General features: G+C 67.1%; 18 protein-coding genes, 1 tRNA gene and 1 pseudogene. 18 read left to right on the top strand and 2 right to left on the bottom strand.

Annotation, left to right across the window (positions count from 1 at the left end; translation table 11 throughout):
- Positions 1-14: 14 nt before the first annotated feature.
- Positions 15-614, bottom strand: a complete 600-nt coding sequence (hisB, locus tag AB1634_05985; GenBank protein ID MEW6219071.1) for an imidazoleglycerol-phosphate dehydratase HisB — start codon at positions 612-614, stop codon at positions 15-17.
- Positions 615-846: 232 nt separating this feature from the next.
- On the opposite strand from hisB, the gene AB1634_05980 reads away from it, so the two are divergent.
- The 9 genes from AB1634_05980 (at position 847) to AB1634_05940 (ending at position 9,943) form a co-directional block, all read left to right on the top strand.
- The gene (locus AB1634_05980; GenBank protein ID MEW6219070.1) at positions 847-1,125 is read left to right on the top strand and encodes a hypothetical protein; all 279 of its coding nucleotides are present in this window, start codon (positions 847-849) and stop codon (positions 1,123-1,125) included.
- A 216-nt stretch (positions 1,126-1,341) separates the two neighbouring features.
- Positions 1,342-3,438, top strand: coding sequence for a response regulator (locus AB1634_05975; GenBank protein MEW6219069.1), 2,097 nt, complete (start codon positions 1,342-1,344; stop codon positions 3,436-3,438).
- A gap of 113 nt (positions 3,439-3,551) precedes the next feature.
- Positions 3,552-3,626: transfer RNA gene (locus tag AB1634_05970), tRNA-Gly, on the top strand.
- A 142-nt stretch (positions 3,627-3,768) separates the two neighbouring features.
- On the top strand, positions 3,769-4,197 hold the full coding sequence (gene rplM, locus AB1634_05965; protein ID MEW6219068.1) for a 50S ribosomal protein L13: 429 nt from the start codon (positions 3,769-3,771) through the stop codon (positions 4,195-4,197).
- 50 nt (positions 4,198-4,247) lie between these two features.
- The gene (rpsI, locus tag AB1634_05960; GenBank protein MEW6219067.1) at positions 4,248-4,640 is read left to right on the top strand and encodes a 30S ribosomal protein S9; all 393 of its coding nucleotides are present in this window, start codon (positions 4,248-4,250) and stop codon (positions 4,638-4,640) included.
- A 95-nt stretch (positions 4,641-4,735) separates the two neighbouring features.
- Positions 4,736-5,773 carry an N-acetyl-gamma-glutamyl-phosphate reductase gene (gene argC, locus AB1634_05955; GenBank protein MEW6219066.1) on the top strand — a complete coding sequence of 346 codons (1,038 nt, stop codon included), beginning with the start codon at positions 4,736-4,738 and terminating at the stop codon, positions 5,771-5,773.
- Positions 5,770-6,618 (top strand): tRNA pseudouridine(38-40) synthase TruA, encoded by an 849-nt coding sequence (gene truA, locus AB1634_05950; GenBank protein ID MEW6219065.1) that lies wholly within the window; start codon positions 5,770-5,772, stop codon positions 6,616-6,618. The genes argC and truA overlap by 4 nt, the downstream gene beginning before the upstream one ends.
- Complete coding sequence (locus AB1634_05945) at positions 6,615-7,823, top strand: pyridoxal phosphate-dependent aminotransferase (GenBank protein MEW6219064.1); 1,209 nt, start codon at positions 6,615-6,617, stop codon at positions 7,821-7,823. The genes truA and AB1634_05945 overlap by 4 nt, the downstream gene beginning before the upstream one ends.
- Before the next feature lie 176 nt (positions 7,824-7,999).
- A complete protein-coding gene (locus AB1634_05940; protein MEW6219063.1) occupies positions 8,000-9,943 on the top strand; it encodes an ATP-binding protein in 1,944 nt (647 codons plus the stop codon).
- Here the strand turns inward: AB1634_05940 and mog are convergent.
- On the bottom strand, positions 9,892-10,446 hold the full coding sequence (gene mog / locus AB1634_05935) for a molybdopterin adenylyltransferase (protein ID MEW6219062.1): 555 nt from the start codon (positions 10,444-10,446) through the stop codon (positions 9,892-9,894). The two genes, AB1634_05940 and mog, sit on opposite strands and share 52 nt — an antisense overlap.
- Before the next feature lie 149 nt (positions 10,447-10,595).
- Here mog and fdnG point away from each other — a divergent pair, with 149 nt between their 5' ends.
- From fdnG to AB1634_05890, 9 genes and pseudogenes are all read left to right on the top strand, one after another.
- Positions 10,596-13,673: a formate dehydrogenase-N subunit alpha gene (gene fdnG, locus AB1634_05930; GenBank protein ID MEW6219061.1), complete on the top strand. Its 3,078-nt coding sequence runs from the start codon at positions 10,596-10,598 to the stop codon at positions 13,671-13,673.
- A 9-nt stretch (positions 13,674-13,682) separates the two neighbouring features.
- The gene (locus tag AB1634_05925) at positions 13,683-14,456 is read left to right on the top strand and encodes a 4Fe-4S dicluster domain-containing protein (GenBank protein ID MEW6219060.1); all 774 of its coding nucleotides are present in this window, start codon (positions 13,683-13,685) and stop codon (positions 14,454-14,456) included.
- Positions 14,453-15,595 (top strand): NrfD/PsrC family molybdoenzyme membrane anchor subunit, encoded by a 1,143-nt coding sequence (gene nrfD, locus AB1634_05920; GenBank protein MEW6219059.1) that lies wholly within the window; start codon positions 14,453-14,455, stop codon positions 15,593-15,595. The genes AB1634_05925 and nrfD overlap by 4 nt, the downstream gene beginning before the upstream one ends.
- Before the next feature lie 119 nt (positions 15,596-15,714).
- A complete protein-coding gene (locus tag AB1634_05915) occupies positions 15,715-15,879 on the top strand; it encodes a hypothetical protein (protein MEW6219058.1) in 165 nt (54 codons plus the stop codon).
- Positions 15,880-15,894: 15 nt separating this feature from the next.
- Positions 15,895-16,317 (top strand): annotated as a pseudogene (locus AB1634_05910) (thioredoxin domain-containing protein).
- Complete coding sequence (locus AB1634_05905) at positions 16,304-17,398, top strand: cytochrome c peroxidase (protein MEW6219057.1); 1,095 nt, start codon at positions 16,304-16,306, stop codon at positions 17,396-17,398. Before AB1634_05910 ends, AB1634_05905 begins: the two are co-directional and overlap by 14 nt.
- A gap of 570 nt (positions 17,399-17,968) precedes the next feature.
- On the top strand, positions 17,969-20,812 hold the full coding sequence (locus AB1634_05900) for a hypothetical protein (protein ID MEW6219056.1): 2,844 nt from the start codon (positions 17,969-17,971) through the stop codon (positions 20,810-20,812).
- A 53-nt stretch (positions 20,813-20,865) separates the two neighbouring features.
- Entirely contained in the window at positions 20,866-25,209 is a 4,344-nt protein-coding gene (locus tag AB1634_05895) for a LamG-like jellyroll fold domain-containing protein (GenBank protein ID MEW6219055.1), read from the top strand.
- Between the two features lie 101 nt (positions 25,210-25,310).
- Positions 25,311-25,782 (top strand): hypothetical protein (locus AB1634_05890; GenBank protein MEW6219054.1); only part of this gene is annotated, 472 nt, incomplete at its 3' end.

Below are 25,782 nucleotides of genomic sequence, written 5' to 3'. Positions count from 1 at the left end.
GGGAAGGGGCTCCATCACAACAAGCCCTTGGAGGAGGGGAGGCCGACCCGCCGGGGATCCAGGCTCGAGGCCTCGTCCAGGGCCCGGCCCAGGGCCTTGAACTGGGCCTCGATCATGTGGTGGCCGTCAGCACCGTACGGCACCTCCACATGCAGGGTCAGGCCGCCGTGCTGGCAAAGGGCGCGCAGGAGCTCCCGCACCAGACCGGTGTCGAAGCGACCCACCTGGGCGTGGGGGTAGCTGGCGGTCAGGTGCAGATAGGGGCGGTTGGAGAGATCCACCGCCACCCGGGCCAGGGTTTCGTCCATGGGCACGGTGGCCTGGCCGTAGCGACGAATGCCGCGGCGGTCCCCCAGGGCCTGGCTTAAGACCTGGCCCAGAACGATGCCCACATCCTCCACGGTGTGGTGATCATCGATCTCCACGTCGCCTGCAGCCTTGAGGGTCAGGTCAAAAAGGCCATGCACCGCGAACAGCACCAGCATGTGATCGAGAAAAGGGACCCCGGTGGCCACCTCGGCCCGGCCACTGCCATCCAGAACCAGGGTGGCCTCGACCCGGGTCTCGGCAGTGGTGCGCAGGGTGTGGGCCTGCCGGGGCGTGGGCGCGGTCATGACGCTTCCAGTCTCCATGCAGCTCTTGGGGAAAAGGCCCCGGTTGCGGCTGGCGACCGGGAGCACGGCTCGGGATCGGGCTGCCCGCCCCGGGTGTATCTATGTATCAGTTCCGGACCGGGCAAGGCAACAAGGAAGTTGCCCGACCGCGCCCTCAAGTTCCTGCAAGCGACGACCGAAAGGAAGGTTGACGCTCTCGTCCGGGGGACACGCGATGGGCAAGGGGCAAGGCATGGCGCAGGAGAGACTCACCGGTCGCATGGCGGCGCTGGCCGCCGAGCTGCCGGTGCGCTTTTTTGTCCTGGCCGAGCTGGCCGAGGCGATCTCCTGGGCCGAGCAAGGCCACGTTGCCGTGCACGAGAACTTCTCCACCTCCTCCCGGGCCTCCCTCCACGTCATCTCGGCCAATCAGGGCCATCTCCTGCACTTCTGCCGGCTGTGCGCCTTGGACCCGGCGATCATCCGCTCCGCTGAGGCGTTCCGGTTCTGGCACCTGGACTGGATTCCGTAAGGAACGGTTCACAAAGTCATCCGCATCGTTGTACGATAGATCCATTGCCCTGGCGTCAGGAGGCCAGCAGGAGACCCTGGCCGTGCCATCGGCGAGGGACTCTGGGGCCGCCCCTTGCCGCTGCTGATCCGTCCCGAGACCGTGCCAGCCATGACCGCAGCAGTTGAATCCGCGTCCGCTCCTCTGCCCAACGGGGGGCAGATCTGGCAGAATGCCATGCAGCAGGGCATTCTCGATGCCATTCTCATCCCTCTCTACCTGTTGAAAAGGGACGGCACCATCCTCTATCTCAACCGCACGGCGGCGCGGCTGCACGGCCAGCCTGTTTCCATCCTGCTGGGGGTGAGGATCTCGAGCCTGGCCGACACCGGCTGGCGGGCCAACTGCGAGCCGGTGCTGGCGCGGGTATTGGATCTCAAGCGGCGGGACAAGATCGAGGAAGAGGCGGCGGACGAGACCATCTACGAATACCACCTCTTTCCCCTGGCGAGCCAGGAGTTGGAAGGGGTGGTGGTGCAGGTCCTGGATGTCACCGAGTTCAAGAAGGCGGAGAAAGAGGCCAACGACATGAGCCGGGCCATGATCGAGGCCCTGCAGAATGAAAAGGAGCTGTCCTTCGAGCTGGCCAAGGCCCAGGACGAGACCGAGGAGGCCCTGGCCAAGGTGGAGGAGTATGCCAAGAGCATCGAGAGCCAGAACCGGGAGCTGGAAGAGGCCCGCCGGATCGCCGAGGAGGCGAGCAAGGCCAAGAGCGTCTTTTTGGCCACCATGAGCCACGAGATCCGCACCCCCATGAACGCCATCATCGGCTTCACGGACATGCTCATGGATTCCGAGCTCACCGACGAGCAGCGGGATTTTGCCGGCACCATCAAGCAGAGCGGCGAGAACCTCCTGGCCCTCATCAACGACATTCTCGACTTCTCCAAGATCGAAGCCGGCAAGATGGAGTTCGAGAACATCGAGTTCGATCCCGAGGTCTCGGTCTACGACGTGGTGGATCTCATGAAGGTCCGGATTGGCACCAAGCCCATCGAGCTCTTGTGCCGGGTGTCCGACGACTTCCCGGCCCGGGCCTTCGGCGACCCGCACCGCTTCCGGCAGGTGCTGACCAACCTCATGGGCAATGCCCCCAAGTTCACGGACCAGGGCGAGATCGAGCTGGCCGCCTCGGTGGCCGAGGAGACGGTGGACGGCATCCGGCTCTATCTCACCGTCCGGGACACCGGTATCGGCATCCCGGAGGACAAGCAGGCCAAGATCTTCGAGGCCTTCGAGCAGGCGGACGGCTCCACATCCCGGCAATACGGCGGCACCGGACTGGGCCTGTCCATTTGCAAGAAGATCTCCCAGGCCATGCGCGGCGATGTCTGGGTGACCAGCCAGGTGGGCGTGGGCAGCACCTTCCACTTCACCTGCTGGCTGGGTCGGGCGCCGGAGGCAGCGGTGGCCCGCACCCGGCCCGCGGAGCTGACCGGGCGGCGGGCTCTGGTGGCGGACGACAACCGCAACCACCTGCAGATCCTTGCGCACCTCCTGCAGGCCGCCGGCATGGAGGCCACGGCCCTGGAGCAGCCCGGGGCGGTTCTGACCGTCCTGCAGGATGCCTTCCGTGAGGGGCGCCCTTTCGATCTGGCGGTGCTGGACGTGCAGATGGGGGACCTGTCCGGCATGGAGCTGGCCCGCCAGATCCGCGCCCGGCAGGACCTGGCCGGCCTGCCCCTGGTGGCCCTGTCGTCGACGGTGGAGCGCATCTCCAGGCAGTGCCAGGAGGCCGGCTTCAACGCCTTCACCACCAAGCCGGTGCGTCGGCAGCGCTTCCTCGATATCCTCGGCACCACCCTGACCAAGGGCGTGCCGGATGTCGGCCCCAGGGCAGAGCGGGATCTGGTCACCAACCACAACGTGACCGAGGAGCGGAAGCGGCAGGTGATGATCCTCCTGGTGGAGGACAACCCGGTGAACCAGAAGCTGGCGCTGCGCATGCTCACCAACGGTGGCTACCAGGTGGAGGTGGCGGCCAACGGCCAGGAGGCGGTGGACAAGGTGACCGCCAACCGGTACGACTTGGTGTTCATGGACGTGCGGATGCCCATCATGGACGGCCGGGAAGCCACCGCGCTCATTCGCCAGAAGGGCTTCGACCGGTTGCCCATCGTGGCCATGACCGCCGAGGCCATGAAGGGCGATGAGGAGAAGTGTCTGGCTGCCGGTATGAACGATTACATCTCCAAGCCCATCAAGCGGGAAAAGGTTTTCGACGTGGTGAACCGCTGGGTCTTCCGCCACACCGGAGCCGCGGACGAGGCCTGAAAAGGGTTGCTGGGGGCGGATTGCGGCGGCCGGGCGCCGCGGGTTTTTGCTGTTGACAAGGCACTCGGTTCCTGGTTATATCGGGGCCTTCACGGCGCGACCGTGCTTCGAGAGCGGGAATAACTCAGTGGTAGAGTGCAACCTTGCCAAGGTTGAAGTCGCGGGTTCGAATCCCGTTTCCCGCTCCAAACGCCTTGAGCCCCGGCGATACGGCGGCACGGGGCCGGCAGGCAGGCCAGAAGGTGTGAGGTCCGAACCCGGTTCGGACCTTTTTGCTTCTTCCGGGGAGAAAGCCTCCCCGATGCAATCCCACAGGGTAGGGAACGACCGATGAAGACATTGCTTATTCCGGTCAAGGACGTGGAGCGGAAGTGGTTCGTGGTGGATGCCCAGGATCAGGTGCTCGGCCGGATGGCGGCCGAGATCGCCTTCCGGCTCCGGGGCAAGCACAAGCCCGGCTACGCGCCGTTCATGGATGTCGGCGATTTCATCGTCGTCGTCAATGCCGACAAGATCCGCCTGACCGGCAACAAGATGGACGACAAGGTGTATTATCGCCATACCGGCTACCTCGGCGGCCTGAAGGAAACCACTCCCCGGCAGCTCATGGCCAAGAAGCCGACAGAGGTGCTGCGGCGGGCGGTGCGGGGGATGCTGCCCAAGACCTCTTTGGGCCGCAAGCAGCTCAAGAAGCTCAAGATCTACGCCGGACCGGATCACCCCCACCAGGCCCAGCAACCGGAAGAGCTCAGTCTGTAAGCCAGGAGAAGAACCGCCCCCGTCAAGGGCCATGCGGACGGAGAAACAGCATGACGGCAACACGCTACTACGCGACCGGAAAGCGCAAGACGGCCGTGGCCCGGGTCTGGCTGCAGCCGGGCTCGGGACGGATCACGGTCAATGACCAGGAGCCTGAGGTCTATTTCGGCGGTGGCTTCACCCACAAGGGCATCGAGCGCCCCCTGGAGCTGACCGAGACCGGCGGCCGCTTTGACATCCTGGCCACGGTGCGGGGGGGAGGCAAGGTGGCCCAGGCATCCGCCCTGTGCCATGGCATCGCCAAGGCCCTCCTTGGTGTGGATGCCGAGCATCGGCTGACCTTGAAGAAGGCAGGGCTCCTCACCCGTGATCCCCGGGCCAAGGAGCGCAAGAAGTACGGCCAGCGGTCGGCGCGCGCCCGCTTCCAGTACTCGAAGCGTTAGGGGTACAGCCGGCAGCGGCCGGCGACAAGGATTCGATTGCACGGGGAAGATCCAGGGATGGGCTTCCCCGTTTTTCGTTGGCGGAGGATACGCACATGGTGCGCGTTGGCATTGTCGGCGCCTCGGGGTATACCGGCGTCGAGCTGTTGCGCTTGGCGTGCTCCCACCCTGGGATTGACGTCACCCTGGCCACCTCCCGGCAGCACGCCGGCCAGCCGGTGGCAGCCGTTTTCCCCCACCTCAAGGGCAGGACCGATCTGTCCTTCGTCGAGCCTCCAGCCGCCTCGCTGGCGGAGAGCGCCGAGCTGTTCTTCCTGGCCGTGCCCCACCAGACGGCCATGGCTGTCGTGCCCGGACTCCTGGCCGCTGGTCGCCGGGTGGTCGACCTCAGCGCCGACTTCCGGCTCCGGGAGCCGGCTGTCTACGAGGCGTGGTACCAGCTGCACACGGCAACCGACCTGCTGTCTGAGGCGGTCTACGGCCTGCCGGAGATCCACCGGCAGGAGATCCGGCGGGCGCGCCTGGTGGCCAATCCCGGCTGCTACCCCACCAGCGTCATCCTGGGCCTGACGCCCCTCTTGGCGGCCGGTCTCGTGGACCCGGATTCGATCATCGCCGACTCCAAATCCGGCACCTCGGGTGCCGGTCGCGGCCTGAGCCTGGGCAGTCTGTTCTGCGAGGTGCACGATGGCTTCCGGGCATACAAGGTGGCCAGCCACCGCCACACGCCGGAGATCGAGCAGGAGCTGTCCCAGGCTGCCGGCCGGCCCCTCACCGTCTCCTTCACTCCGCACCTCCTGCCCACCAGCCGGGGCATCCTGTCCACGATGTATGCCCGCCTGCTCGCCAAGACGACCTGGGCCGACCTCGATGCCGTATACCGCAAGGCCTATGCCGGCGAGCCCTTTGTCCGCCTGTACGGCCAGGACGAGCTGCCTGCCACCCAGTATGTCCGGGGCAGCAATTTCTGCGACATCGGCTTTCGGGTCGATCCCCGCACCAACCGGGTGATCGTGGTGGCGGCCATCGACAACCTGGGCAAGGGTGCAGCCAGCCAGGCCATCCAGAACATGAACATCCTTTGCGGGCTGGACGAGACCACGGGACTGCTGGCAGCACCTCTCTTCCCGTGACCGGCCGCCGCTTCCTCAAGGTCACCCTGGCCTACGATGGCACCGCCTACCGGGGCTGGCAGCGGCAGCGGGATCCGGCCACCATCCAGGAGGTCTGCGAGAAGGCCCTGGGCCGAGTCCTGGGAGAGGCGGTCACCCTGCACGGTGCCGGTCGCACCGACGCCGGCGTGCATGCCCTGGGGCAGGTGGCGAGCCTGGTGACCGCCAGGCCCATCGCCACCGGCGGGCTGGCCCGGGGGGCCAACAGTCTCCTGCCCCGGGATATTCGGGTCCTGGCGGTCGAGGAGACCGCGGCCGGCTTCCATGCCCGGCGGAGCGCCCTGGCCAAGCGCTACCGCTACCGTCTGGCCATAGGCCGGATCCTGTTGCCTTACGACCGCCTGTACGCCGGCCACGAGCCGCGGTCCCTGGACCAGCCGGCCATGGGCCGCTGCCTGGCGGCCCTGGTTGGCGAGCACGACTTCCGCTCCTTTTGCGGCGCCGGCTCCCTGGATTTTGCGGCCCTGCCGCCCCGGGGCACGCGCCGGCGGATTCTGGCCGCCTCTTTGGCTCCGGAGCCGGGCCGGCCGGAGATTCTGGCCGTGGAGCTGGTCGGCGACGGTTTTCTGCGGCACATGGTGCGCAACATCGTCGGTACCCTCCTGGAGGTGGGGCGGGGCCGGCGGCAGGAGGGTGACTTCGCCGGCCTCCTGGCTGCTGGCGACCGCCGGCTGGCCGGGCCCACCGCGCCACCCCAGGGGCTGTTTCTGGTGGAGATCTTCTACCAGCCCGAGGGCCTGGCCGCCTTCCTGGCCACGTCCCAGACCTTTTCAACCACACCAGCCATCGAAAGGGAGTTGCCATGACCACGCCTGCCATTCCCCTGGCCGCCCGCCTGTCCCCCATCAAGCCCTCGCCAACCCTGGCCGTGGACGCCAAGGCCAAGGCCTTGAAGGCTGCCGGCGCCCCCATCCTCAACTTCTCGGTGGGTGAGCCGGATTTCGATACGCCAGCCCATGTACGGGAGGCCGCCAAGGCTGCCATTGATCAGGGCTTCACCCGCTACACCGCGGTGGGGGGCATCGCCGAGCTCAAGGAGGCCATCGCCGGCCGCCTCCGGGAGGACCACGGCTGGACCTACGGCCAGGACGAGATCGTCGTCTCCTGCGGCGGCAAGCACGGCCTTTACAATTTGGCCCAGGCAGTTTTCCAGCCCGGGGACGAGGTGCTTATCCCCAGCCCCTACTGGGTTTCCTATCCGCCCATCGTGCAGCTGGCCGGTGCCGCGCCGGTGCTCGTGCCCCTGGCCGAGGCGGACGGTTTCGACCTGCGGCCCGAGGTTTTGGAACGGCTGGTCACCCCCCGCACCCGGGGGATCATCCTCAACAGCCCGTCGAACCCTACCGGCGCCGTGTTCTCCACCGCGGCCCTGGAGACGGTGGCCCGCCTGGCCCGCCAGCACCGGTGGCTGGTGGTGAGCGACGACATCTACGACACCATCGTCTTCGACAATGAGCCCCTGCCCCACATCCTCAGGATCGCCCCGGACCTGCGGGACCAGGTCCTGATTGTCAACGGTGTTTCGAAGTCCTTTGCCATGACCGGCTGGCGCATCGGGCATACCGTCGGCCCCAAGCACATCATCGGCGCCATGACCAAGATCCAGAGCCAGAGCACCTCCAACCCCAGCTCCATCGCCCAGAAGGCAGCGGCCGCCGCCCTGGCCGGTCCCCAGGACTTTCCGCAGGCGATGACCCAGAGCTTCCGGGAGCGGCGGGACCTCATCATGGCCCGCCTTGCGGCCATTCCTGGCGTCACCTGCGTCAAGCCCAAGGGCGCCTTCTATGTCTTCCCCAATCTCGCCGCCTACTTCGGCAAATCGGTGGGTGGGCGCGTCATCCAGGGCTCCCTGGACCTGGCCGACTACCTCCTGGAAGAGGCCAGTCTGGCCACCGTGCCCGGTGTCGCCTTCGGGGCGGACGCCTTCATCCGCTTCTCCTTCGCCACTGCCCGGGCCGACATCGAGGCGGGCATGGACCGGTTGCGGGACGCCCTGGCACGGCTCGGCTAGAACGCCTGTGGCTGCGGCCTGCTCACGACACGCCTAGACCAGAATAGTGCATTTGTCCCCTGGTGCGGAGGCAGGGATGTTGACTAGTATGCGGGCCGGCAGGGGGCAGGTGCCGGCCCCTGCCGCGGACCGCGCAGCCGGTCGCCATCATCGGTCGAACAAGGTGGGGCCCGCCTATGGGTGTGAGACGCCACGTCCTCGTGGCCTTGGCCTGCGTCGTCTTCGGCACCGCCGTGGCGGCAGCGCTCCTCAGCCGCTGGCTGCTCGTGCCAACCTTCGCCCGCCTGGAGCGCGATGATGCCGCAAGGCATCTCGACGAGACCCGCCGCCAGATCCACGGCCTCGTAAGGCAGCTGGATTCTCTGAGCCGGGACTGGGCCTCGCGGGCCGAAACTGCCACGTTCGCCATCCTGCGCCCGGAAGCCTTCCTCGACCAGCATCTCTCCTCCCAGGCTAGCGCCAGCCAGCCATTGGACATCATTGGCATCTTCGGTCCGGATGGCGCGCCCATCGGCCTGGGGCATTGGGACCCGGAGACCGGGGGGCTTTGCACCTCCTCCCCGGCGGGGGTGGTCGGTGGTGTGCCGGCACTGATCAGGCAGGGCGAGCCGGCAAGCGTCCAGCAGGGATTGGCGCTGGGGCTCCAGGGGCCGTTCCTGTTCGTCGTCCGGCCGATTCCGCACCCCATCGACCGGGAGACGGTCGCTGGCACCCTGCTCGTGGGCCGATTTCTGACCGCGGCCCTGGCCTGGGAGCTGGGCCAGCGGACGGGTTGGCAGGTGACGCTCCGGCCCTGGGAACGAGGGTGGGCCGACCGGGAGGCCACCTTCCGTCAGCCCCAGGTGGAGGATGGCCTGCTGGTGCTCCGGGAGATCCTGCCGGATGTCGCTGGCTCCCCGGCCCTGCTCCTGGAAGGACGCCTGCCGAGGACGATCGATCGGCAGGGCCGGCGGGCGATCGGCTTCTACCTGCTGATGCTCAGCGTGGCCGAGGCCGGGGTTCTGCTGGTGGCCCTGATGCTCGTGGAGCGGGGTGTGCGCAGGTCCCAGCTGCTGACCGCAGCTGGCGCCACCATCGAAGCCGAGACCACGGTGCAGGCCCTCAGGCACGAGCCGGTGGCTGCCGGCGGCGACAGCATGGTGGTCGGGGATCTTCCCGCCGTGCGGCGGCAGGAAGAGCTGATGCGCCGGACCGAGAAGCTCCTGAGCTTGCCGACCCTGACCGGCGGCATCGCCCACGACTTCAACAACATCCTGGCCGTCCTGTTGGGCAACATCTGTCTCCTGGAGAAGCTGACGGCGGGAGATCCCCGGACGGCCGACCTCCTGACCGGGTGTCGCAAGGCGTGCCTGCGGGCCAAGGCTTTGGCGCGGCAGCTCCTCACCTTTGCCAAGGGCGGCCCGCCACGCCGGTCGGTGCTGCGTCTCGATGACCTCATCCAGGAGGCTGCTGGCTTCACCCTTTCCGGCTCCAGCTCCGCGGCCAGCTGCCGGTTCGCTCCTGACCTGTGGCCGGTGGAGGGCGATGAAGGGCAGCTGGCCCAGGTCTTCCAGAACCTGGTGGCCAATGCCGCCCAGGCCATGCCGGACGGCGGCGAGATCGGCATCGTCGCCAGCAACCGCGCCTTGACGGCGGATAACGCCCAGGGGCTGCCGGCTGGCGACTATGTCGTGGTGACCGTTTCCGACCAGGGACCCGGCATCGACCCGGCGGTCCTGCCCCGGATCTTCGAGCCCTATTTCACCACCAAAGAGAAGGGAAGCGGGCTGGGCCTCGCCATCTGCCAAACGGTGGCCCGGGACCATCGCGGCGCCTTGGTCGTGCAATCCGCACTCGGGCAGGGCGCCACCTTCTTGGTCTTCCTGCCCGCCGGTCGCGGGCTTCCCCTGCCGGTCCGGCCTCGGCCCCGGCTCTCGGAAAGCCAGGGCCGGGCTGTGGTGGCGGACCAGGATTCCCCGGTGCCGCGCACCGCCCGCTCCCTGGGGTCCTCTCCGGGTGGTCAGCCGGCAGCGGTCTGCCACGGCGGAACGACTATCGAATACCGAACAAGGAATGTCCAACCGTCCCTTCAGCCTTCGAAATTCCTTGTTGGACATTCGGCGGTTCGTCTTTCACCGTAGGGCAGCCTGCCGCCGGTGTCTGGCGCGCAGTCGCTGGCGTCGCCCTGGATCTTGGCCACGGCATGGGGAACAGCCGGCCAGATCGCCGCCAGATTCTCCAGCGCACCCGCCGGGCTGCCCGGCAGATTGACGATCAGAGTCTGGCCGCGGATACCGGCCACCGCCCGGGAGAGGCTGGCCGTCGGGGTCTTCTTGCGGCTGGCGTGCCGCATCGCCTCGGCCAGGCCCGGGATCAGCCGCTGGCAGACACCAACGGTCGCCTCCGGGGTGACATCCCGGGGTGCCAGCCCGGTGCCGCCGGTGGTGAGCACCAGATCGCACCTCGCCTCATCCGCCCAGCGCCGCAGCACGGCGGCGATCGCCTCGGCCTCGTCGGGCACCAGGCCAAAGACCACCTCCTCTTCCCCTCGATCCTTCAGCCAGCTTGCCAGCGCTGGCCCGCCCCGATCCTCCCGCTCGCCCCGGAAGGCACGATCGCTCACCGTCAGGATGCCGATCCGCATGCTGCACCTCTTGGAAGGTTGTATGAGAATTGCTGGGCTGAGAACGCTTTGCCGCTTGACAAGGGAAATCCGCGGTTGATAGGGAAAGAGGACGGCCCGGCGTACCCCCTTTCAACAACCAACCTACTCAAGAAGAAGGAGGCGACGACATGGCGATCTCGAGACGGGGATTCCTCAAGGGCAGCGGCGCGGTGCTGGCCGCTGGCGCGGCAGTGGCCAGGCCCATGGCGGCTGAAGCCCGCCAGGAGGAGCTGAGGATCAAAAACGCTACCCAGACCACATCGGTCTGCCCGTACTGCGCGGTGGGCTGCGGCCTGGTCGTGCACAGCAAGGCCGGCCGGGTGGTGAACATCGAGGGTGACCCCAGCCACCCCATCAATCGCGGCGCCTTGTGCCCCAAGGGCGCTTCGTTGCTGCAGCTGGTCAACAGCCCGGAGCGGGTGGCCAAGCCCCGGTATCGGGCGCCGGGCGCTGCGGAATGGCACGAGGTGGAGTGGGACTGGGCCCTGAGTGAGATCGCGAAAAGGGTGAAGAAGAGCCGGGACGCCTCCTTTGTCACCACCAATGCCAAGGGCCAGACCGTCAACCGTTGCGATGGCATCGCCCACGTGGGCAGCGCTGCTTTGGACAACGAGGAGTGCTATCTCCTGCAGAAGTGGATCCGCTCCCTGGGCATTGTCTATATCGAGCACCAGGCCCGTATCTGACACTCCGCCACGGTAGCGGCTCTGGCAGAGTCGTTCGGACGCGGGGCGATGACCAATCACTGGATCGACATCCGCAACGCGGACGTCATCCTGATCATGGGCAGCAATGCTGCCGAAAACCATCCCATCTCCTTCAAGTGGGTCACCGAGGCCAAAGACCGGGGGGCGACGCTCATCAGCGTTGATCCCCGTTTCACCCGCACCTCCGCCAAGGCGGATATCTACGCCCCCTTGCGCTCCGGTACCGACATCGCCTTTCTCGGGGGCATGATCCGCTACATCCTCGACCACCAGCTTTACCACGAAGAGTATGTCCGTCTCTACACCAACGCCAGCTTCCTGGTCAACACCCAGTTCCAGATGCCCGGCGAGCTGGACGGAGTCTTTTCCGGCTACGACCCCAACGCCCGGAAATACGACAAGAAGACCTGGGCCTTCCAGGCCGACGAGGCCGGCGTGGTGAAGAAGGACCCCACCATGACCGACCCCTGGTGCGTGCTGCAGCTTCTCCGGAAGCACTATGACCGCTATGACCTGGACAGCGTCTCGGCGGTGACCGGCACCCCCCGGGATCTTCTGGAAAAGGTCTACCAGGCCTATGGCAGCACCGGCAAACCGGACAAGGTGGCAACAGTGATGTACGCCATGGGCTGGACCCAGCACACGGTGGGCACCCAGAACATCCGGGCCATGGCCGTCATCCAGCTGCTGCTGGGCAACATCGGTCGCGCCGGCGGCGGGGTCAACGCCCTCCGCGGCGAGAGCAACGTCCAGGGCTCCACGGACTATGGCATCCTGTTCCACATCCTGCCCGGCTACCTGCGGACCCCGTCCGCCAGCGACACCAGCCTGGCAGTCTACAACGACAAGGGCACCCCCAGGACCGTGGAGGCCCGCAGTCTCAACTGGTGGAGCAACTTTCCCAAGTACTCGGTCTCCCTCCTGAAGGCCTTCTTCGGCGACGCTGCCACCCCGGAGAATGATCTCGGCTTCGCCTGGCTGCCCAAGCTGGATGATGGCCAGAACGCCTCCTGGCTGATGCTCTTCGACCAGATGGCCCGGGGCAAGTTTACGGGCTTTTTCGCCTGGGGCCAGAACCCGGCCTGCTCCGGCTCCAATGCTGGCAAGGTGCGCAAGGCCCTGGCCAAGCTGGACTGGCTGGTGAACGTCAACATCTTCGACAACGAGACCGGCTCGTTCTGGCGCGGGCCGGAGGTGAATCCGGCAGAGATCAGGACCGAGGTCTTCTTGCTGCCCTGTGCCGTCTCGGTGGAAAAGGAGGGCAGCATCACCAACTCCGGCCGTTGGGGCCAGTGGCGGTACAAGGCCGTGGAGCCCGCTGGCCAGGCCCGGCCGGATGCCGAGATCATCAATGAGCTGCACCAGCGGGTGCGTGCCCTGTATGCCCAGGAGGGGGGAGCGTTCCCGGAGCCGATCATGAAGCTGGCCTGGGACTATGGTCCCAAGGACAGCGCCGGCCGGGTCACCCATGTGGATCCCCATGCGGTGGCCAAGGAGATCAACGGCTATTTTCTGGTGGACAAGGACATCAAGGGCACGGTCTACAAGAAGGGCAGCCTGGTGCCCAGCTTCGCCTTTCTCCAGGACGACGGCTCCACCTCCTCCGGCAACTGGCTCTATTGCGGCTCCTACACCGGCAAGGGCAACATGATGGCCCGTCGCAAGGACGAGGATGCGAGTGGCATCGGCCTCTATCCGGAGTGGGCCTGGAGCTGGCCGGTGAACCGGCGCATCATCTACAACCGGGCCTCGGTGGACGAGCTGGGCCGGCCCTGGGACGAGAAGCGGGCGGTCATCCGCTGGGCCGGCGAGAAGTGGACCGGCGATGTGCCGGATGGCCCGGCGCCGCCCCTCCGGAGCTCGGACGGTACCGACAACCCCAAGAGCAGCCTGCCGTTCATCATGAAGCCGGCCGGCGTCTCCTCCGTCTTCGGACCCGGTCCCAACGACGGCCCCTTCCCGGAGCACTATGAGCCTCTGGAGTGTCCCCTGCAGGAGAACCCGTACTCCAAGTCCCATCGCATCAACCCCACCACCAAGCTCTTCTACACAGAGGGCAGCGCCGAGCTGGATGACATCTTCCTGTCCTGCGACATCCGCTATCCCTTCGTGGCCACCACCTACCGGGTCACCGAGCACTGGCAGACCGGGGCCATGACCCGGCCGCTGCCCTGGCTGCTGGAGATGGTGCCCGAGAGCTTCATCGAGCTCAGCCGCGAGCTGGCGGCCGAAAAGGGGATCAGGAATGGCGACCGGGTGAAGGTCTCCTCGGCCCGGGGGCAGATTTTTGCCGCCGCCATCGTCACCAGCCGCTTCCGGCCCTTCAAGGTCATGGGCACAACCGTGCACCAGGTGGGGATGCCCTGGTGCTTCGGCTGGCAATACCCCAAGGACGGCCGTGGTGGGGACTCGGCCAATCTCCTCACCCCCACCATCGGCGATGCCAACACCATGATCCCGGAAACCAAGGCCTTCATGGTCAACATCGAAAAGGTCTAGGAGGCAGCCATGGCCAAGAGCGTCCTTGTCGATCTCACCCGCTGCATCGGTTGCCGGGGCTGCCAGGTGGCCTGCAAGGCCTGGAACGAGCGCCGCACCCGGCCCACCACCATCCGCGGCACCTTCACCAACCCGGAGCGCCTCTCCTCGGACACCTACACCTTCATCCGCTTCGTGGAGGAGGAAGTGCAGGGCGGACCGGTCTGGACCTTCATCAAGGACCAGTGCCTCCATTGCAAGGACCCGGCCTGTGTCTCGGTCTGCCCGGTGGCGGCCCTGGTCAAGACCCCGACCGGGCCGGTCACCTACAGCCACGACCGCTGTATCGGCTGCCGGTATTGCATGATCGCCTGCCCCTTCCAGATCCCCAAGTACGAGTGGGAGTCCCCCCTGCCCTGGGTGCAGAAGTGCGATTTCTGCGCCGAGCGCCTGGCGGAAGGCATGCTGCCGGCCTGCGTCAAGACCTGCCCCACCGGCACCATGTTCTTCGGCGAGGCCGAGGAGGTAGCGGCCGAAGCCGAAAGGCGGCTGGCCAAGGGGGGCTATGTGGACCACATCTACGGCAAGGAGGAGGCGGGCGGCACGTCCTGGATCTACCTCGCCTCCCGGCCCTTTGCCGAGCTGGGCTTCCGGACCCAGGTCTCGAAGCGGCCCCTGCCGCCCTTGACCTGGGAGTACATCACCCACATCCCGGCCATCTTCGGCCTGGTGTTCGCGGTGGGCCTGGGCGCCTGGGTGGTCACCCGGCGGGATGAGGTGGCGGAAAAGGAGGGACGGCGATGAAGACCTCGGAAAAGATCCCCTTCTTCAGTCCGGCCACCTCTCTGGCCTCCCTGGTGGTGCTGCTGGCCATCGGTGTCGCCGTCTACCGGTTGGCCAAGGGCCTGGGGGCGGCCACCAACCTCAACGACAACTTCCCCTGGGGGCTGTGGATCGGCTTCGACCTCCTGGGCGGGGTGGCCATGGCGGCCGGCGGCTTCATCATCGCCGGCACGGTGTATCTCTTCAACATCAAGAAGTACAAGCCCATCGCCCGGCCAGCGGTCCTCACCGCCTTTCTGGGCTATCTCCTGGCGGTGGTGGCCCTGATGCTGGATCTCGGCCACCCCTACCGCATCTGGCACCCGGCGGTGATGTGGCAGATCCACTCCATCATGTTCATCGTCGCCCTGCACGTCATCGGCTACACCACCGTCCTGGCCATCGAATTCTCCCCCATGCTCTTCGAGCGGCTGGGGCTTGAGGGTCCCTTGCGCTTCGTCCGCAAGATCATGGTGGGCGCGGTCCTGGCCGGCTGCATGCTGTCGGTGCTCCACCAGTCCTCCCTGGGCGCGGTCTACCTCATCGCCCCCGACAAGCTTTCCCCCCTGTGGTACAGCTCCCTCATGCCATACCACTTCCTGGTCTCGGCGGTGATGATGGGGCTCACCATGGTGTCCTTCGAGTCGATCATGAGCGCCAAGGCCTTCAACCACCCGCCCCCCATGGAGATCCTGACCGGCCTCGCCCGGGGGACCACCATCGCCCTGGCCGGCTATCTGGTCTTCAAGCTCTGTTCCCTGGCCACCGGTCCTGGGGTGGCCACGGCCCTGGACGGGTCGTACGAGGCCAACATGTATCTTCTGGAGATGGGGATGGGCGTCGTGCTGCCGCTCCTGCTCCTGGTCTCCCGCAGCATCCGCACCAGCATCAAGGGGCTGGTCTGGGTGGATCTTCTTGTCATCAGCGGCGTCATCCTCAACCGGATGAACATCGCCATCACCGGCATGTACCGGCACGGCGCCAGCACCGGTGCCAGCTATGCCCCCTCCTGGATGGAGGTGGTGATCACTTTGGGCATCGTCGCCCTGGGGGTGATCCTCTTCCGGGCCGCTGGCTTCTTCCTGCCCCTCTTCCCGGACGAGGCCAAGGTCAAGGCCTGAGCGGCGCCGGCACGCCAGGTCAGGAGGCAACCTGTTTCCGGAAGCGTCGCGACCACGAGGCCGGCGGTCAGTGGGATCTGACCGCCGGCCCTTGCCGTCAGTCAAGAAGGAGTCCTGCCATGCCAAAACGCCTTTTCGTCCTGACTGTTCTGTGCCTTCTCATCCTGCGGTCAGCGGCGGCCCTGGCTGCTGAAGAGCGGGCCCAGGTTCCCATCGGCTCCTCACCCAGCACCGGTCCGGCCAATGCGCCGGTGACCATTGTCGAGTTCCTGGACTTCCAGTGAGCCCACTGCGCGGCGGCCGGTCCGACCGTCAAGCGGCTCCTTGCGGCCTTTCCTGGCAAGATCCGGCTGGTGATCAAGAATTTTCCCTACAAGTACCGGGATCACGCCCCTGCCGCGGCCCTGGCGGCCCTGGCCGCCGGTGCGCAGGGCCGCTACTGGGAGATGCATGACCTGCTCTTGGCCCGTTCCCCGCGCCTGGATCGGCCCGCGGTCCTCAGGATGGCCGACGAACTGGGGCTGGACCGGCAGCGCTTCGAAGCGGATCTGGACAACCAGGCCTTCAAGGAGGCCATCGAGCAGGATCTGGCGCTGGCCCGGCAGCTCGATCTGTTCAACACCCCCACCTTCTTCATCAACGGTCGCAAGGTGGTGGGCAACCGCTCCTTCGACTATCTGCAATCCATCGTGCACGAGGAGCTCGCCCATGCCGCCCCCTGACCCCTGGCGTCCAGGCAGCCGGGCTCCGCGCCGGTGGCTGTGGCTCCTGGTGCTCGGCCTTGGCCTCGCCGGCCCGGTTGTCGCTGCCGGCGGCCCGCTTTTGCCTCTCGGCGAGGCGCCCCCATCCCGGCTCAACCCCCTGACTCCGGCCAAGATTGCCCTGGGCACGATGCTCTTTTTCGATCGCCGCCTGTCCGGGGACGGCACCATGAGCTGCGCCTCCTGCCACATCCCCGAGCTGGCCTTCGCCGACGGCCAGGCCATCTCCCTGTCCTATCCCACCACCGCCAACTGGCGCAATGCCCCCACCCTCATCAACATCGCCTTTGCCCGCTTCCTGTTCCACGATGGCCGCAGCGCCTCCCTGGAGGATCAGGCCCTGTTTCCGATCATGTCCAGCTTCGAGATGAACCAGAATCTGGACTTCCTGGAAGAGGAGCTGCGCTCGGTGCCCGAGTACCGGCAGGCCTTTGCCGAGGTGTTCGGCTCCGAGGACACCTCCCGGGACCGGGTGGGGCTGGCCCTGGCCGCGTTCCAGCGCACCCTGGTCTCCCGGGGAGCGCCGATCGATCGGTTCCTGGCCGGCGACCAGGAGGCCCTTTCCCGGGAGGCCCAGAGCGGCTTGGCGGTGTTCACCGGCAAGGGGCGCTGCACGGACTGCCATTTCGGTCCGACCCTGGCCGATGACCGCTTCCATGCCCTGCATGTGCCGGAGAACCCGATTCAGGATGCTCGGGTGGCGGCCACCCGCCGCTTCGTGGCCAAGGTCAGCCGCTACGAGGGCTACCGGGATCTCACCGAAGATCCGGGCCGCTACCTGGTGAGCAGGAACGACGAGGATTGGCGGGCCTTCCGCACCCCGACCCTGCGGGAGATCGCCCGCACCGGCCCCTACATGCATAACGGCAGCTTCGCCACCCTGGAGGAGGTGATCACCTTCTTCGACCAGGGCGGCGGGCCCGGCAACCGCAAGCTTGTGCCCCTGTTCCTGTCCGCGGTCGAGAAGAGGGCTGTCGCGGTGTTCCTGCGCGAGGCCCTCACCGGCGAAGAGATCGTGGTCCGACCGCCGTCCATTCCCTGACGCCATCCTGTAGCCACGGCCCTCCCGGTTGCCCCGCGTGAGGCCGCCTGTCCGAAGCAAAGGGTTCGACCGGTCATCATCCTGTGAAGTCGATTCACGGACTAGGGTTGTTGGTGGAGAACATCTCACTTGAGAGCTGGCTTCACTTTTCAGTATCTTGACAATAGGGGAAATTAACGAAGTCGATTTCCAAGGATGCAGCAACTGCCGCAGTAAACGGCCCTTCCTGGTAACAACTCGCCATAACAAGGTGTTGCGGTGATCGCTCCCCCGGGGGCCCCTGCTTTCGAGTGCCGGCTCGAGGCTGGGGGATGGGGAGCGGCGCCGTTGGCGCAGAAGCGTGCGCCATGGTGCCGGCACGAGGCGATCACACCGCCGGTCGGCCCGGAACATCGGTCTGCTCTGCCTCCTGCCTGAAGAACCGTGGACGACAACAGGCCCCAATTGAGCAAAAGAGGGGCAATATGCCTGGCCTGAAATCCCAGGACGAGTCAGGCGAACGGGCACGCTGGGCATCCGTGCCGGCGAACTGATGAGGCTTATTCGGCGGGCTATTGTGGAGGAAGACCGATGAAGAGAGCAGGGGCTGCCTGGCTGGCGGTGTTTGCGGCCTGTCTGGGGATGCCGGCGTGGAGCCTGGCGGCGGCGTCGGGCTATGTCTGGTCCGCATCCGTAGCGGTGGAGGCGCCGGCCGCGGTCGCCCTGGATGGGGGCGAGCGGCTGTACGTGGCCGAGACCGCCCGGGACCGGGTGCTGGTGCTGGGGACCGACGGCCGGCTGCTGAGGATCGTTGCCGGCGTGCCCGAACCCATCAGCCTGGCGGTGACCGGCGACGGCCAGCTTCTGGTCGGCAGCGCCGGCCGGGGCTCCGTCGAGGTCTTTGACCAGGAGGGACGCTGGTCGCACCAGCTGGGCCAGGGGAATGGCGAGGTGGGCCAACCGGCCGCCATCGGCGTCGATGGCCAGGGCCAGGCCTATGTCGCGGACGCGGCGGCCAACACGATCACGGTCTACAGTATTCAGGGCCAGCCGCTTGGGTCTTTCGGCAGCCCGGGCAGCGGCGACGGTGAGCTGCACCATCCCACGGCCCTGGCGGTGGACGACCGGCGCGGCGAGATCGTGGTCTGTGATCTGCCGGAGCAGGAAGTGGCCAAGGAGTCCTGGCCAACGGGCACCATGGCCACGGCTCGGGTGCAGGTCTTTGACCGCCAAGGCGGCTTCTTGCGGAGCTTCGGCCAGTTCGGGGAAGGCCCGGGCCTCCTGCTCAAGCCGGTGGGGGTGACCGTCGATCCCGAGGGCCGTCTGTATGTGGCCGACGCCTACCAGAATGTGGTGCAGGTCTTTGACGGGACGGGTCAGGGCCTCGAAATGCTCACGGACAACGAGCACCCCTTCCGCACGCCGGTTGGCCTGGCCATCGGGGCCCAGTCCGGCCGTCTGGCCGTCGCCTCCCTCAATACCGGCCGGGTGGAGATCTTCCGCCTTCCCATCGACCATCTGCTGACCGCCTTCGCCGGTCCTGGGGGCAGCATCACCCCGGCCGGCGCTCTGACCGTGGCCCAGGGCAGCGAGGTCACCTTCACGGCCGCTCCCGCGGACGGCTATGCCCTGGTCGACCTGCTGGTGGACGGCGCCTCTGTGGGGGCGGTGCCGAGCTACACCTTCCGCAACATTGTCGCCGCGCACAGCATCGAGGCGCAGTTCGACCGGCGGCGCCACACCGTGGCGACCGTGGCTGGCGAGCACGGCACGGTCTTCCCGGCCGGAGACACAGCCGTGGAGCATGGTGCCGACCTCGTTCTGTCCATCAGCCCCGAAGCGGGCTTCCGGGTCACCACGCTGACCGTGGACGGCACGCCGGTGGCCCTGGGCGCCGGTGGCTCGTTCACCTTGGCCAATGTGCAGGCCGATCACGAGCTGGCGGTGCAGTTCTCCGCTGCCACGTATCCGGTTACCGGCATCGCCGGGGAGGGGGGACTGATCGCGCCCGCGGGCACCGTGACGGTGGCCGCGGGCGCCGACCAGTTCTTTGCCATCACCCCGGCCCCCGGTTTCCGGATTGTCGACGTGCTGGCGGATGGCCGGTCCGTGGGAGCGGTCTCCACCTATACCTTCCGGGGGGTGCAGGCGGGCCACCAGCTGGTCGCCCGCTTCGGTCCCGAGGCCGCCTACACCATCACCGCCACCGCTGGCAGCTATGGCGCCATCGCGCCCTCGGGGACGGTCACCGTGGCTGGCGGTGCGGCCCAGGAGTTTCGGATCCTGCCGTCCCAGGGCTACGAGGTGGCCGACGTGCTGGTGGACGGCGCCTCGGTGGGTCCCCGTACCGCTTTCCGCTTCTCCGAGGTGAGCGCCAGCCACAGCATCGAAGCGCTCTTCCGGCTGCCCACCCGCTGGTACGGGCTGGCGGTCAGCGTGGCCGGCACCGGAGAGGTTGCCAGCGAGCCCGGTGGCATCCAATGCCCTGCCGATTGTGGTGGCGATTTTGCGGCCGGGAGCCGCGTGCAGCTCGTCGCCACTCCTGGCCCGGACATGGCCTTCCGGGGCTGGGAAGGGGCCTGCGCCGGCTCGGGTCCGTTGTGCGCGGTGACGATGGAGGAGGCCCGCACCGTGACCGCCACTTTCCTGCCGGCGGCGGACTTCGAAGGCTTCGAGACCGGCGACCTCACCAGGCTGCCCTGGCGCACCGCCTCCCAGGGCTGGATCGTCGCGGCAGAGGAATCCCACGCTGGCCGCTTCGCGGTCATGGCGCCCGCCACGCTGGCGCCCACCGAGGCCGGCTATCTGGAGCTGCCGTTGCAGGTGAGAGCCGCCGGGGAGCTGACCTTCTGGCTGAAGGTCGCCGGTGGTGAGCTGGTGCTCTTTGTGGACGGGGCGGCCCAGACCTCCTGGATCGGGACGGACGGTTGGCAGATGGCCCGCCAACCGCTCAGCCCGGGTCCCCATGTCGTGCGCTGGGAGTATTTTCCGGCCGCAGGCTCCCCGGGGACCGCCTGGCTGGATGACGTGGCCCTGCCTGCTCGCGAGCCCCAGGAGGTGCCGCTGCCCGACCTCAAGGCCAACGGCCTGGACGGTCCGGTCGCCCTGGCGCCGGGCGAGCGGCTGGTGGTGAGTCTGGGCCTCCATGCTGGTACCCTGGCTGGCCAGGACGGTGACTGGTTTGTGGCCCTGTATGCCTTCAACCGGCTGTTCTTCTTGGATCTGCGGCGGCAGCGCTGGACCCAGCGGCCCGAGGTGAGCTGGCAGGGTCCCCTGGTGGACGTGCCGTCCCAGGTGCCGGTCCTGGATGCCACGGGACTGCCGGCCGGGGCCTACACGTTCTTCTTCCTGCTCGACACGAGCCGCAATGGCCGGCTGGACAGCGCCTGGCGGCAGGACAGCGTGCAGGTGCAGGTATCGGGACAGGCCGACTGAAGGATTAGGGAAACCAGGTCGAATCGCTGGCCGGGGTTTGCACGGGGAGGCGGATGATGAAGCTGGGCAGGATGGGAATCGGCTGGCTGGTTGTTGGCGGGTTGTTGATCCATGGCGTGGCGCAGGCGGATCGGCGGGGGCTGGACAGTCCGCACTCCAGCGTCAACTCGTTGAGCTGCCTGTCGTGTCACTACATGACCTTCCAGAATCCGCCGGACTGGGTTCTGCACGAGCCCCAGGACATCGATGACACCGCCTACAACAACCTGTGCTGGAGTTGCCACAACAATGTCATTGCGCCCCATGTGGCGCCGCATTCCAGCCTGGAGACCAGCACCCGCTACGGCACGTGGTCCATCGAGTGCCGGGCCTGCCACTGGGTGCACCAGCAGATGCAGTACCGGACCTACGGGGCGGCCAGCTATGTCGCGTCCGGCAACTCCTCGGCCGTGGATGCCACCACCCTGACTGTGACCGGCGCTGGCTGGGCCGAGGACCAGTTCAACGGCTATCTCCTGGTGCCCAACACCGCCGAGGTCTCCTTCAACTACCCGATCATCGATACCACGGGCGAGACCTTGACCGTGGCCGGGCCGATTGACCTGGACCGGGCGACCGCCGGCGACCCCTTTGCCATCGTTTACGGCAATTACATCAAGAGCACGCTGCGCACCCCCAACAGCGGCAGCCGGACGGTCCGCTTCTTCCGGCCCACCGGGCCGAATTCCTTTGCCGACGGCACCGGTGCCCAGGACGGGGTCTGCGAGGTCTGCCACACCCAGACCACCCATTTCCGGAACGACGGCACGGGCAGCCAGCAGAATCACGAGAACATCGGCGGTGGCCAGGAAGGCACGCGCTGTGTCAACTGCCACGCCCACACCGATGGCTTTGCCCATGGCGGCAGCGGTGGCGGCGGCGGGGCGGACGGCTCCGGCTGCGGCAGCGCCACCGCCTGCCATGGCACGGTCCGCTCCCACACCACCCATGTCTCCGGCACCCAGCTCAGCCTGGCCTGCATCGAGTGCCACGCGCCCAACAACCTGCCCAGCTTCCGGGACGGGGCCGCCAACAAGGAGGCGACCACGGTCTGTGACAACTGCCATGCCGAAGGGGCGGCCCTGGCCAAGCAGTACTGGGCGTATCCCGGCTCCAATACCGGAGCGGCCGGCAGCTGGCGGGTGGTGGAAGGGGAGGCATCCTTCTGCGGCTCCTGCCACGACGCCACCCCGGGCAACACCAAGGGGGATGGCAGCGGCGACAATGCCTTCAACGTGCTGGGCGACGGAGCGACCTTTGGCTTCTACGTCACCGGTCACGGCAAGCCCGCCGGCACTTACGGGATGCTCTCCTTCCAGCCCGCCGGCGGCACCGGCAACCCGGCCGCCGGCCAGGGCTGCGCGGCCTGCCACGATCTCGGCTCCAGCCATTTCGGCAACGCCGGCAAGCGGCTTGCGGCCGGCTTCGAGAACGACCAGCAGAACGCCAACTGCAACAACTGCCATGCCCCGGGTCAGAGCGCGACCCATGATCCCCAGTTCTACACCACCTCGGCGGCCTACGAGGGATCAGCCCATGGCAGCAAGCTGTGCACCGACTGCCACGAGGTGCACGGGGTGACAAACGGCGGTAGCCAGGGTACCGCTGCGGGCATGACCAAGGCCAACCAGGAGACCCTGTGCGCCAACTGCCATGCCAATGGCGGCCACCCCGGGGTGGGCAGCGCCTCCTATGCCATCGGCGCCGCGACCTATACCCTGGAATGCGTCTCCTGCCATAACGTCCATGTGGTGACCGGCACCTTTGCCCAGGCCCCGGACAACAAGAGCCCGGTGACCCGGATCACCGACATCACCAACGTCTGGGGGGATGCCGCCGGCGAGAAGATGAGCGATTACGCCGGCAGCGGCACCTACCGGGTGCCCAACGGCGGCTACTCCTTCCCCGGCGACCAGCTGCCAGACTACGCCACCTTTTGCCTCACCTGCCATGGCCAGCCGGGCAGCCCGCCCTTTGGTATCAACTGGACCGGTGATGCCCATGGCACGGAATCGGCCAATCAGCCCAACGGCTACGGCACCTGCCCCAACTGGTTTGCCTGTGGCAAGGCCTTTGGCTGGGACAACGATGATTGCCAGGACGAGGCGAGCTGCTGGCCGGCACGTCCTCGCGGCTGGGGGGATCAGCTTTACTCCCGGGAGCCGTACACCCACCTGGAGCGGGTCGGCGGTGCCAACTTCACCCTCTCCTGCACCGACTGCCATACCGGCCATGGCACCGGCACCCTGGGCCGCGCCAATGTCAACGGCGGCACCTTCACGTCGGTCTGGAATACCATGTGCAACAACTGCCATTACTATTACAGCGACTGGCATGCGGGCATGGCCTGCGGCAACGCCAGCTGCCACGTCTCGGACCGCATGAACCAGGCCTCCGGAGCGACCCTGCACGGCATTTCCCACGCCCACGGCTCCGGCGGCATCCGGACGCCGGACCAGACCCTGGCCTGCCATCTGGCCTTCTCCGACAACCTCCAGGACTCCGGCGGTTGGCAGCTGGACGGCATCTGGCGGGTGACGAGCGGCGCCTTCACCACCGGCAAGGTCGGCCGTGCCATCGAGGTCAGCGACGACCCGGTGGAGATCGGCACCGAGAACGCGTACTGGTCCACGGATGCCGGCTATCATGGCACCTGGGTCTATACCGAGATGAAGAACAACATGACCCTGGAGGCCTGGGTCTACCCCACCTCGGACACCAACGAGCGCAAGATCCTGGCCAAGCACACCTACTGGGACGGCGGCTACGCCCTGGTGCTCAAGCAGCTCGACGGCTCCCTCAAGGTCGGACTTCTGACCAGTATCGACGGCGGTGGTCCCACCACGGGCTGGGATTCCGAGGTCTGCAACGGCCTGCGCGGCGCTTTCAGCTCGGTGACCATTCCCTTGAACGACTGGACCCATGTGGCCGCCACCTACGATGCCGCTGGCCCGGACCGCAATCCGGCTGACGGCTCGGTGGGCCGGATCCGCATCTATGTCAATGGCGAGGATGTGACGACAAGCTACGCCAACGTCAACTCCTGCTATGCCCAGCCAGGTACCGGCGAGACCAGCATGTTCCCCTACTCCGACCACAACGACCGGGACCCTGAGGTCTGCTACAACGGCCAGTGGTGCGCCTCGGCCCTGTCGGTGGGTGGCCTCAACTGGTCGGCCCCCAACGACAACTTCATCGGCCGGCTGGACGAGGTGAAGATCTGGAACGTCACCAAGAACGTCACCTACTTTGCGCCCATCGACGCCTCGGTGGCGCCCAGGATTCTCTCCGCGAAGGTGGCCTCGGCCACAACCATCACCGTGGCCTTTTCGGAGGGGGTGTACACCAGCCCCGGTCAGACCGGGGCCCTGGTGCCGGCGGACTTTGTCTACACCGATCTGGACAACGGCCGCACCATCACCGGCGTCAGCCATGCCGCTGGTGCCAGCACCGCCACCCTGACCCTTTCCGCCGCCCTGGATCTCAGCGACGACATCGGGGTGGACACCGTGGCAGCGGCGGCCAACGCCATTTTCGAGAACCAGGGCATCGCGGTGGACACGACCGCGGTGGCCATCTCCGGCTCCTTGTGCCCGGACCCGGCGGTCTTCCCGCTCAATGAGCCGTCCTGCAGCGCCACGGCCCAGGATGCGGGCGGCTTTTTGACCGGCACGGTCAACAACCCCTGCACCACCTTCACCGGCGACGGCTCCCTCCATGCCGACGGCACCACGGCCAACACCATCATCTTTGCCGATGCCGACACCTGCCTGGGCGGGGACGGCCGGGCTCTCACCGTGGAGGCACGGGTCAAGCCCACCGGCGCCAGCGGCACGGCCAACTACATCAAGCGGATCATCTCCCGGACCACCACCACCGGCAACTGGCAGCTGTCCGCCTGGCGGAACAACTCCTGGGCCGAATACGAGGCGCCGGCCGGGCAGTACTCCTTCGCCTTCTGGGTGCGGCCGGTGGACGCCCACGGTGGCCAGACCTGGAAGCCGGTCAAGACCGATTATCTCGTCTGTCCCCTGGTCTCGGATCACTGGTACCAGGTGCGGGCGGTCTGGAACAGCGACAAGGCTGCCGGCATCCCCGGTGACATCTTTGTGGACGACCAGGGCACGGATGGCAACGGCGCCGGCGAGGCCTGGAGCGGTTACATCAACTGCACCAACGCCAGCCAGAGCCAGAACACCGCGGACCGGCAGTTGGTCCAGGGCGATGTCATCAACATCGAGACCGGGGATACGGCCATCGGATCCGACGTGGGCGGGGGCAGCCTGTTCCAGGGACTTATCGACTGGGTGCAGTGGCAGAGCACCGTAGACTATACCGGGGTGCAGGGCGCGCCGTAGCGGCTCGGTGCTGCCGCGGCAAGGGATGCGGGTGGCGCCAGGATGGCGGAGCGATTTGACGAATAACTGGGGCAGAGAGCGGTTCAGGGGAGGATCGAATCATGCGATGGCCAATGCTGTTGTCCGGATGGGGGGTGGTCCTGCTTCTGGCCAGCCAGGTGCAGGCGCAGGTGACCGGGGTGTGCAGCAACTGCCACACCATGCACAACAGCCAGAACGGCGCCGGCCTGGCGAGCGCCGGCACCGGCGCTCGCTGGGACGGGGGGGCGGTGCAGGGCGGCGTCTCGGCTGCGGCCCAGGCGTCGCTTCTGGTCACCGACTGCGTGGGCTGCCATTCCAGCAATGGCAGTGCCAGCACCATCACCCTGGGGGATTCGGTGATTCCCATTGTCTACAACGCCGTGGCGCCGACCAGCCCGCTGGCCGGCGGCAACTTCTACTGGGTGGCGGCGGGGGGCGATGCCTATGGCCACAACGTGCGCGGCATCTCCGACCAGGATGCCAGTCTTCCCGCAGCACCCGGCGCGGTCGGCTGCCTCAACAGCTGCCACACGGCCCTGACCCTGTCGGATG

The organism is Thermodesulfobacteriota bacterium (assembly GCA_040755095.1).
GTDB lineage: Bacteria > Desulfobacterota > Desulfobulbia > Desulfobulbales > JBFMBH01 > JBFMBH01.
Note: the sequence above shows the minus strand (reverse complement) of the source record. Positions and strands in the feature narration are given on the sequence as shown.